The following is a 3,742-nucleotide window of genomic DNA, read 5'->3' as shown; positions in this document are numbered from 1 at the left end:
GCCACCGCCACCTGGCGGATGTTGTAGCCGCGGTTACGCAGCCAGCCCACGCCATAACGGATAAAGGCGCGACAGGCCACCATGCCGCAGGTGCTCAGCAGATACCAGGCGAGCCAGAGAGGAACGCTGTTGCTGAAGTCGTCGTTAAAGGCCAGCAGCCCGGCGCTGAAAATCAGGGCCAGGGTCCAGTTTTGCAGGAGCAACTTCATTTCGGTGGTGATGCGCACGCCGCGCCATGAGCGATAGAAGTCGGTCATTCCTGCCGCCATCTGAAACACAGCCAGGGTAATCAGCACCATCAGCAAATACATATAGGAAAAGGGTTTTCCGACAGCCATGCAGCTCGCCCATAACCCACCCACCATAATAGTGATGTCAGAGAATCGCTGCACCATGGAGATTAACGACGCGTTCGTTTTGGCTCGTTCGCACCTTATTAGATTTGTCATCGTATTACCTTTATGAAAAACGATTCGGAGATCCCAGATTACTGATTCAACAGCGCCATAATTTCCTTCGTTCGCGTCTGCATCAGCTTTTCATTGCTGCGGGATTCCACGTTCAGACGCACCACCGGCTCGGTATTTGAGCTTCTGAGGTTAAAACGCCAGTCGCCGAAGGCCATGCTCACGCCGTCCGTGTTGTCAATTTCTTCCGCATATTGCGCAAAATGCTGATGCACCCGCTCAATAGCGATTTTCGGGTCCGCCAGCTTGCTGTTGATTTCGCCGCTCGCCGGGAACGCCGCCATGCGGTCACGCACCAGTTCGCCCAGCGTTTTGCCTTTCAGGCACAGCAGCTCGGTCACCAGCAGCCACGGGATCATCCCGCTGTCGCAATAGGCAAAATCACGGAAGTAGTGATGGGCGCTCATCTCGCCGCCGTAGATGGCATCTTCCTGGCGCATACGCTCTTTGATGAACGCGTGGCCGGTTTTCGACATTACCGGGGTGCCGCCCGCCAGGTTCACCACGTCGACGGTGTTCCAGGACAGACGCGGATCGTGGATGATGCGCTCGCCGGGCTGTTTTTCGAGGAACGCTTCCGCCAGCAGGCCAACGATGTAGTAGCCCTCGATAAACTGCCCGGTTTCATCGAACAGGAAGCAGCGGTCAAAGTCGCCGTCAAAGGCGATGCCCATATCCGCGCCGTGTTCGATCACCGCATTACGGGTATCGGCGCGACACTCCGGCAGCAGCGGGTTCGGGATACCGTTCGGGAAATTGCCGTCCGGGGTGTTGTGAACTTTGATAAAGGTGACCGGCAGGTTCATTGCCTGGAAGCGCGCTTCCAGGGCGTCAATCACCGGGCCAGCCGCGCCGTTACCGGCGTTAATCACCAGCTTCAGCGGGGTAAGGTTCTGCGGGTTGATGTAGGTGAACAGGTGGTCAAGATAAGCGTCTACAACGGAAATCTGTTGGTAGTTACCGCGTTTTGCCACATCCACCGGCGGGAAATCGTTGGCTTCTGCCAGACGCTGCACGTCGCGCAGGCCGGTGTCACCGCTGATGGGGCGGGCACCTTCCCGCACCAGCTTCATGCCGTTGTAATCCATCGGGTTATGGCTGGCGGTGACTTCGATACCGCCGTCAACGTCCAGATGCCAGGTCGCAAAATAAATTTCCTCAGTGCCGGACAGACCGATATCCAGCACGTCGACGCCCGCATCGCGCAGGCCTTTGGCCAGCGCCATCTTCAGCGATTCGCTGGTCAGACGCACATCGCCGCCGAGCACGATGGTCTTTGGCTTCAGGAACTCACCGTACGCCCGGCCAATCCGCCAGGCGATCTCTTCGTTCAGCTCTTCGCCCAGCTTGCCGCGGATGTCGTAAGCCTTAAAACAGGTCAGTTTTTGCATCAGTTCCACTCCTTCGGATAACAGTTACCCAACCCACAGGCAGCCCTGCGGGAATAATTAAACGTTCAAAACGTGCAGGTCGGATAAGCGCAACGACCTCCGGCAAATTAGACGCGCCCGTACCTGTCTTTGAAGCGAACGATGTCGTCTTCTTCGAGGTAGGTACCGGAACGCACTTCGATCAGGTCGAGCGGGATCTTGCCGGGGTTTTCCAGGCAGTGTGTGGCCCCGAGCGGAATGTAGATAGATTCGTTTTCACCCAGTAGTTTTATCTCATCACCCAGCGTCACTTTTGCGGTACCCGCGACCACAATCCAGTGTTCAGCGCGGTGATGGTGCATCTGCAGCGACAACCCTTCGCCCGGCTTCACGGTGATGCGTTTCACCTGATAGCGGTCGCCGGAATCAATGGAGTCGTATTTCCCCCATGGGCGATACACTTCCCGGTGAATATGGTGCTCGTGGCGACCGTCAGCTTTGATACGCTCAACCACTTTTTTGACGTCCTGCACCGCGTTACGGTCGGCGATCAGCACCGCATCTTTGGTCTGCACCACCACCAGGTCTTTCACCCCGACGGTAGTCACCAGCCCGGATTCTGCATACACGTAGCTGTTTTCGGTGTTGTGGCTGATAACGTCGCCGTGATGCACGTTGCCTTCGTCAGTCCGGTTGCTGATTTCCCACAGCGAGGACCATGAGCCCACGTCGCTCCAGCCCGCATCCATCGGCACCACAACCGCATCGGCAGTGCGTTCCATCACCGCATAGTCGATGGACTCTTCCGGGCAGGCCAGGAACGCGGCTTCGTCAACGCGAATGAAGTCCAGATCCGGGTCAACCACGCTCATCGCCTGCTCGCAGGCCTGCATGATGTCCGGGCGGAATTTGGCGAGCTCTTCCAGATAGCGACCGGCACGGAACAGGAACATGCCGCTGTTCCAGTAATATTCCCCGCTGGAGACATACGCCTGCGCGGTTTCCAGATTCGGCTTTTCCACAAACTGCGCCACGTTAAACGCCACCGCGTCTTTATCGCCCGGGCTGACGTCGCCGCGGCGAATGTAGCCGTAGCCGGTTTCCGGCAGGTTCGGCACGATGCCAAACGTTACAAGCTTGCCCGTTTCAGCGTACGCCAGCGCGTTACGCACCGCGTCACGGAAGGCATCTTCATCCTGGATAACATGGTCAGCGGCGAGGATCAGCATTAATGGATCGCTGTCCGGCTGATTACGCAGGGCGGCAAGCGCTGCCAGCGCGATTGCAGGCGCAGTGTTACGACCTGCTGGCTCCAGCACTATGTTTTCTGTCAGCTTGTTCAGTTGGCGCAACTGTTCGGCGACGATAAAGCGATGCTGCTCATTGCAAATCACCACCGGGCTTTCGCACTCCACGCCGTTCAGGCGGTTAATGGTGGTTTGCAGCATCGTCAGTTCCCCTTTCAGGCACAGAAACTGTTTTGGATAAAGTCCACGGGACAGCGGCCACAGGCGGCTGCCGTTTCCCCCAGCCATAATGACCGGATAAAGCTGCGAATGACTCATGGTTTAACCCCGCTATCTGGTACTGAAATAGCCGCAATAAATTGGCTCAGCACGCTCTCTTTATCGAGCATGCGTTCGGCGTATTCACGTGCGGTCTTATTGTCTGAAGGAAACAGCAGGCAGCGGGCGATACCGTCGCTTAGCGCGTCTACTGACTCAGGCTCCACGCAAACGGCAATACCGGGATACTGTTCGCAAAGCTGGCCGAGTTCGGTGTCGGCTTCAGCGGTGATCACCGCGTTGCCGCCTACCGCCAGAATATTGGTCAGTTTCGAAGGCAGTACCGCGTCCGCCGCGCCGCGTTTCTGGATGACCAGATGGCAGTCGGCCATTTTCAGCA

At 57.3% G+C, this 3,742-nt stretch carries 2 protein-coding genes and 2 pseudogenes; all 4 read right to left on the bottom strand.

Annotated features, from left to right (window positions below; translation table 11 throughout):
• A pseudogene (locus ACG0Z5_RS23665) lies at positions 1-449 on the bottom strand (undecaprenyl-phosphate glucose phosphotransferase); the annotation flags it as partial.
• Between the two features lie 38 nt (positions 450-487).
• Positions 488-1,858, bottom strand: coding sequence for a colanic acid biosynthesis phosphomannomutase CpsG (gene cpsG / locus ACG0Z5_RS23660; protein WP_394451591.1), 1,371 nt, complete (start codon positions 1,856-1,858; stop codon positions 488-490).
• Positions 1,859-1,965: 107 nt separating this feature from the next.
• Positions 1,966-3,402, bottom strand: coding sequence for a mannose-1-phosphate guanyltransferase (gene cpsB, locus ACG0Z5_RS23655; RefSeq protein WP_394451589.1), 1,437 nt, complete (start codon positions 3,400-3,402; stop codon positions 1,966-1,968).
• Positions 3,399-3,742: pseudogene (locus tag ACG0Z5_RS23650) on the bottom strand (colanic acid biosynthesis glycosyltransferase WcaI); the annotation flags it as partial. The pseudogene ACG0Z5_RS23650 and the gene cpsB, both read right to left, overlap by 4 nt.

Source organism: Scandinavium sp. M-37 (assembly GCF_043558715.1).
Taxonomy (GTDB): Bacteria; Pseudomonadota; Gammaproteobacteria; order Enterobacterales; family Enterobacteriaceae; genus Scandinavium; species Scandinavium vulneris_A.
The sequence above is the reverse complement of the archived record's forward strand: the minus strand, read 5'-3'. Positions and strand labels throughout refer to the sequence as shown.